Below are 6,000 nucleotides of genomic sequence, written 5' to 3' on the forward strand. Positions count from 1 at the left end.
AATGCTTACATCTATAACATATGTATTAATAATAATATTACGCGAAGCTGCTTGACTATGACGTTAGGTCATAGTGCATAGTTTTGACTATAATAAAAAAAGGAGTGGGAATGATGCAGATCACCGTATTGCGTTCCGATCATATTTATCGTAAAGTTGCACAAGCTTCAGCTACAGAAAAGGTAGAGTTATTTAGAAATGAAATGTTAGCTCCGTTTATGAAAAAGTGGCAAATTCAACAAATTCCATTCAAAGCTGATGAACCACAAGGGTTTGATGTTCTGATGCTAAATAGTATGATGAATCGTTCACCAGAGCAAATTACGGAGGAAATCGAAAGAGAGATAGCACTCATTTCATCAGATTCGTTTTGGTTATCGTGTGAACAAGCTGTAAAGAACAGCTTACAATTGTTCATTGAACAAGGTATAAACTTGCCAGTATCTGATTATTTGTTTACGATTCAATTAGGAAATCCAGCAAGTCCTGTTTTAATGCTAAGTGAGGGATACAGTGGGGATGGCGGCATTCCAGGATATATATGGTGTACAATTGTGCCAAATGACTATACAATAGCTCGGGTGAAAGCAGCATTAGCGCACGAATGTAATCATAATGTGAGGTATCAATTTATTAGATGGGATCATACTGTTACTTTAGGAGAGTTAATTGTTAGCGAAGGATTAGCTGAAAACTTTGCTACTTCACTATATGGGAAGCAGTTACTAGGTCCTTGGGTAGCAAAAACATCAGCCGAAACATTGAATAAGCATATTAAACCTGTGTTGAAAGAGAAGTTGTACGTAACGGGATTAGATCATATCACTCCTTACCTCTATGGCGATGAGATAGCAAAGTTGCAAAATTATGAACCAGTTGATTTGCCTTACTGTGCAGGATACGCTTGTGGCTATTATTTAATTCAATACTATTTGCAAAAAACAGGTAAAACAATTGTTGAAGCTACTATAACACCAGCTAATCAAATATTAAATGAAGTAAAGGGATTTTGGGATGAAGAGACGGTTATTAGCTGTTAAAGATATGGTGCAAATTACAGGAATCACACCACGCACGTTACATTATTACGATCGAATCGATTTGTTTAAGCCTACTCAGTTGGCTGAAAACGGGTATCGCTACTATGACTATAGCAGTTTGGAAAAATTACAAACGATACTATTTTTAAAGGAAATAGGTTTTTCTTTAAAAGAAATTGCAGATATTGTGAAGCTTGCTAAGCACGAGCAGAAACAGGTATTAGAAAAGCATAGCCAAACATTGCAGTTACAACAACAAAAGCTAGCAATGATGATAACATCCTTGCAAGAATATATAGCAGGAACGGATATTTACAATTTACAAATATTCAAAGAGTCTTCTGTACTGCCATTGCAACAACAATATGCACAGGAAGCAAGTTATTTATATAGTGAAACAGAAAGTTATCAACAGTTTACAAGCAACATCAACAAGTTAACAGCAGAACAACGAGCAACTTATTTTGCTGAATTTGAACAGAGCATGGAATCCATATTTCGAAAAATAGCCAACGCGATGAACCAAGCTCCAGACTCTGAAGAAGTACAGCAATTAATCGTCGAATGGAAAAGCTATCTGAAACAATTTATGGTTTGTGATGCGGAGCTGCTAGTTTGTATTGCCAAAACATATAAATACGATACACGATTTAAAAATTATATTAACCAATATAGTGAAGAAGATGTAGTAGAATTTATTTATACAGTTGTCATGCATTATGTTGAACGGGAAGTTTAATGGTAGAGATAAAACTAGTTGAATTAACTGAAAAATTATTAGACTATTGGAAGAAATATGATAGAGAGAAACCTTCCAAAAAACAAAAGGGAAAGATAGAAGAATTGGAAAGGTACTTAAAGTAGTAGAAGAAATATAGTTACTGCACTGTACATACTAAAGTATAGACGTACCCATATTTCCATCTATATTGATAGTAAAGGAGAGACATAGTGAATATATGAAAGCAGGTGCTACGAAATGATTAAAGGAATTGGTCATGTTGCGTTTGTTGTCAAAGATATGGAACAGTCTTTACATTTTTACTGTCAAGTTTTAGGGTTTGAAAAGATGTTTGAAATACCCCATCCCAAAACTAAAGAGCCATGGATCGTGTACTTGAAAGTACGAGCGGGGCAATATATTGAACTATTTTATGATGGAAAAAACATTCCCGAGAAAGTAGAGAAACCAATTGGATACTCGCATTTATGTTTGGAAGTAACGGATATTCAGGCTATTGCTAGCCACTTGAAAGAGCAAGGAATAACGTTAGATGTTGAGCCGACGCAAGGGGTAGATCGAAATTATCAATGTTGGGCAACTGATCCAGATGGTAATAGAATAGAATTTATGCAAATGAATCCGGATTCCTTGCAATTACGAGCGGAGCGTGGGGAGAAGTTAGAATAGCGATTGGAAAATAGAAAACAAGAGTCAGCACTATTGTTCATGCTGGCTCTTTGGCAATTGTATTGTAAACACTGTTTGTTTAAATGGGTGACTTGTTACGCTGATCGATCCGTGATGGAGCGTAACAATTTCTTTGACAATCGCTAATCCAATGCCAAGTCCCTCGCCTTGCCGACTATCGTCTACGCGATAAAACCGCTCGAAAATATGCGTTTGTTCTTGTTGAGGAATTCCGCGCCCCTTATCTGCAACGATAATAACCAGGTAATCGTCTTGATCCGTAAGTCCAATCTCCAGATATTGACCATCTGATCCGTAGCGCATCGCATTGTCTAGTAAATTGCGTATTGCCCGTTCTATTAATGGTGCATCCATCCAAATAAGTATATCTTCATCAGGTATATCCACTTCAAAAGTGAAGTTCTGACCATCGAGAAACATAACGTAATCAGCAGCTACTTTGCGCATTAATTCAGTAATAGGATGCCATGCAAAATGTAGTTTTAAATTACCTTCGTCTTGCCGAGTAATATCTAACAATTGATCCAAAAGTTTATCCATATAACGAGATTGTTGTAGTAATATTTTTGCATACATTTGCAATTCTTGCTCATCTTTATACATTCCAGTACGAATCGTTTCAGCATAACCCAAAATCATCGTCAAAGGGGTACGTAAATCATGGGAAAGATTGGATAACAATAGTTTGCGTCTCGTATCGAATTGTTTGATCTGATCAGCTTGACTTAAAATACGGTGCGCCATTTCGTTATAATGTGTAGTGAGCTGTCCTAGTTCATCTTTTTTCGTATCTTTTAGTATGATGATTTCACTTTGCAGGTTAAGTTGTCCCATTGCGTAATTGACTCTATTAATTCGTCTGTTCATAGGATAGAAAAACCAGAGCGATAGAAGATATGGAATGAAGAAGGCAACAAGTAACGGTAGCATAAAAGTAAACATTACTTTAAACGTACGCATAAAGAAATAAATTTGACCTTGTTTCATAGCATCACTAGACAAACCTAATAATAGGTAATAAGGCTGATTAGCATAGTTGATAGAATAAGTAAGTGTAATCGGATCATCATCTCCCCATAAATTTTGGGGCATATAAAGTAGCCGATCTGCAAGTTGCTTAAAAGTATAGTGGTTATTTTCCCCCAAGGTATCATAAATCGTTGCTCCATTAGCTCCAATCCATTCAAAGCGGATACTTGGATGGCTTTGATGAGCATGATCAAGTAGGGTTGCTACTTCTGTTGCTTGAAAAGCTTGCTGCTCTTCTATCGTAGTTAGTAATTCTTGCGAAATAGTATTTAAACTTTTCAGATCATAACCATTGACTCCAATATTTCCTATAAGTAGGCTAAGCGGGAAAAACAGAAGAATACTCATCGTTGCACTTATTATCATCAGTAACCAAAGTTTTGTTTGGCTTTTCATTGACCATCTCCTGAGAATCGATAACCGATGCCACGAACGCTATGCAGATAATGAGCGGTGCTTCCCGGTGGTTCAAGAATATTTCGAATTCTACTTATAAATACACTTAAATTATTCGCATCAAAATTTTCGTGATTCCATACTTGTTTGTATATTTCACGTTTCGTTAAAATACGGTCTGGATTTTGCATAAACGTTTCTAGAAGCCTGCATTCTACGGGTGTTACAGGAAAAGATTTTCCGTCATTTCGCAAAATAAAGTTATCGATATCTAGCACTAATTTGTTTAAACGTAACACTTTAGCAGGATGAGCCGAAGGTGGACGGTGTCTTCGTAATTGTGCTTGCACACGGGCAACTAATTCGACAGGACTAAACGGTTTGGTTACATAATCATCTGCACCTAGTCCGAGTGTCACGATTTTGTCTTGCACTTCTCGCCTTGCACTAAGCGCAATAACTAATACATCGATGTTTTCTTCACGCAAATAATGCAGTACTTCAAAGCCATTTCCATCGACCATCATAAGATCTAATATTAATAACTCAACGGTAAATTGTTGCAAAAGATGAATTGCTTGATTCCCTGAACTGGCTTCGATAACTTGTAGCTCCGCTTGTTCCAAATGCATGCGAATCAGATGACGAATTTCTGGTTCATCATCTATAATTAAGATCTTATTAATGATAGATCACACCTTCCCCCTTATAGATAGAAGCTACATTATCTTTATTATAATTCATCATAGCAATAATAAAGCGAGAAATATATTGTATATTAACGAGTGAAGAATGTAGTATCATATCGAACTAAATAGCATCAAACTAAGTAAATCGCTTTAATTCCATAGAAATCGGACCAGAACAAGATATATGTAAACGATGGAAGCAAGCAGCAAAAAAGTACAAATAATTATGAACATACAAAAGATAGAATAAATGAAACAGGTCCCTGGTATACAGAGAATGAACAATTTCAGGCGTATTGGTTAGCGGCGGTAAAAGAGATGATTGATGAATTTCAGCCAGAATTGTTATATAGCGATGGTGTGCTACCTTTCGGATCGCATCAAGATAGTTGGGAAGCGGAGCAAGAGTATCGTCCTGCTGTTACTGCGGGAGATGCATCCTATCAAGTTGGTTTGGATATGTTGGCATATTATTATAATAAGTCGATCCAGCACAATGGTAGCAATCAAGCAGTATATTTGCAGAAGGATAAACGAGCAGAAATTTATAATGTAGGTATTTTGGATATTGAAAAAAGTCAGCTACCAGGTATTGCGGACAAGCCTTGGCATACCGACACATGCATCGGTAATTGGTTTTATGACGCATCACAGAAATATAAGCAAGTAGATCAAATTATTGAAATGCTAGTCGATATCGTAGCCAAAAACGGTAATATGGTCTTAAATATTTTGCAAAGACCGGATGGTACGATTGATGATGAAGCGAAATATATATTAGAACAATTAGCTATTTGGTTTGCCATTAATGGGGAAGCGATCTACGGTACCCGTCCGTGGAAAGTGTTTGGTGAAGGAGATACACTGGCTAGTTCCAAACCGTATACGGAAGAAAAAACAGTGTGGAATAGTAGCGACTATCGTTAATACGTTGAAAATAGAGCTGGTCTAATAAAAGTGATGATTCGTAGCGGCAGCATTGGCTAATTATGCCGCATCCCAAAGGTTACAGCGTAGAGGCTGACTTTTGGGGCGAATCATCTTTGTTGTGCTTACACTGGACGGATGTTAGATTCTGTTTATGTCCTTTTATACGATATTTCGTATAAATCCTATACTCGAAGGGTCTGTTCATGACCGTTTATACGATATTTCGTATAAAGCTTAGATTCGAAGCGCCTGCTCACGACCTGTTTATACGATATTTCATACAAAGGTTACACTTTAACAGTTTCAGATGGTCGTTTATACGACTTTTCATACAAACTTATCCTGTTGTGTCTTGTCATCAGTAAAGTCCATATAATTGTGTAAAATGCATCTGGAAGAAAATAAGAAGAGCCATGATGAATTATTTCCTTTAGAATGAAGTTGTCGAGACGACATTCAATGGAGGGATTCATCATGACTCAAT

At 36.7% G+C, this 6,000-nt stretch carries 6 protein-coding genes and 2 pseudogenes; 4 read left to right on the forward strand and 4 right to left on the reverse strand.

The window, feature by feature from the left end; genetic code table 11:
- The first annotated feature begins 113 nt into the window (after positions 1-113).
- From ACFSTH_RS01210 to ACFSTH_RS01220, 3 genes are all read left to right on the forward strand, one after another.
- The gene (locus ACFSTH_RS01210) at positions 114-1,040 is read left to right on the forward strand and encodes a DUF2268 domain-containing protein (RefSeq protein ID WP_377769332.1); all 927 of its coding nucleotides are present in this window, start codon (positions 114-116) and stop codon (positions 1,038-1,040) included.
- Positions 1,015-1,779 (forward strand): MerR family transcriptional regulator, encoded by a 765-nt coding sequence (locus ACFSTH_RS01215; RefSeq protein ID WP_377769244.1) that lies wholly within the window; start codon positions 1,015-1,017, stop codon positions 1,777-1,779. Before ACFSTH_RS01210 ends, ACFSTH_RS01215 begins: the two co-directional genes overlap by 26 nt.
- 240 nt (positions 1,780-2,019) lie before the next feature.
- Positions 2,020-2,451: a VOC family protein gene (locus ACFSTH_RS01220; RefSeq protein WP_377769243.1), complete on the forward strand. Its 432-nt coding sequence runs from the start codon at positions 2,020-2,022 to the stop codon at positions 2,449-2,451.
- Between the two features lie 30 nt (positions 2,452-2,481).
- Here ACFSTH_RS01220 and ACFSTH_RS01225 read toward each other — a convergent pair whose 3' ends face one another.
- From ACFSTH_RS01225 to ACFSTH_RS01240, 4 genes and pseudogenes are all read right to left on the reverse strand, one after another.
- Positions 2,482-3,897, reverse strand: a complete 1,416-nt coding sequence (locus ACFSTH_RS01225; RefSeq protein ID WP_377769242.1) for a sensor histidine kinase — start codon at positions 3,895-3,897, stop codon at positions 2,482-2,484.
- Positions 3,894-4,247 carry a winged helix-turn-helix domain-containing protein gene (locus tag ACFSTH_RS01230; RefSeq protein ID WP_377793572.1) on the reverse strand — a complete coding sequence of 118 codons (354 nt, stop codon included), beginning with the start codon at positions 4,245-4,247 and terminating at the stop codon, positions 3,894-3,896. The genes ACFSTH_RS01225 and ACFSTH_RS01230 overlap by 4 nt, the downstream gene beginning before the upstream one ends.
- Positions 4,220-4,325 (reverse strand): annotated as a pseudogene (locus ACFSTH_RS01235) (DNA-binding response regulator); the annotation flags it as partial. The gene ACFSTH_RS01230 and the pseudogene ACFSTH_RS01235, both read right to left, overlap by 28 nt.
- Positions 4,302-4,529: pseudogene (locus ACFSTH_RS01240) on the reverse strand (response regulator); the annotation flags it as partial. The pseudogenes ACFSTH_RS01235 and ACFSTH_RS01240, both read right to left, overlap by 24 nt.
- 237 nt (positions 4,530-4,766) lie before the next feature.
- On the opposite strand from ACFSTH_RS01240, the gene ACFSTH_RS01245 reads away from it, so the two are divergent.
- Positions 4,767-5,513, forward strand: a complete 747-nt coding sequence (locus tag ACFSTH_RS01245; RefSeq protein ID WP_377769330.1) for an alpha-L-fucosidase — start codon at positions 4,767-4,769, stop codon at positions 5,511-5,513.
- Positions 5,514-6,000: the final 487 nt, after the last annotated feature.

Origin of the sequence: Paenibacillus yanchengensis, assembly GCF_042684845.1 — a bacterium.
GTDB classification, from domain to species: Bacteria; Bacillota; Bacilli; order Paenibacillales; family Paenibacillaceae; genus Pristimantibacillus; species Pristimantibacillus yanchengensis.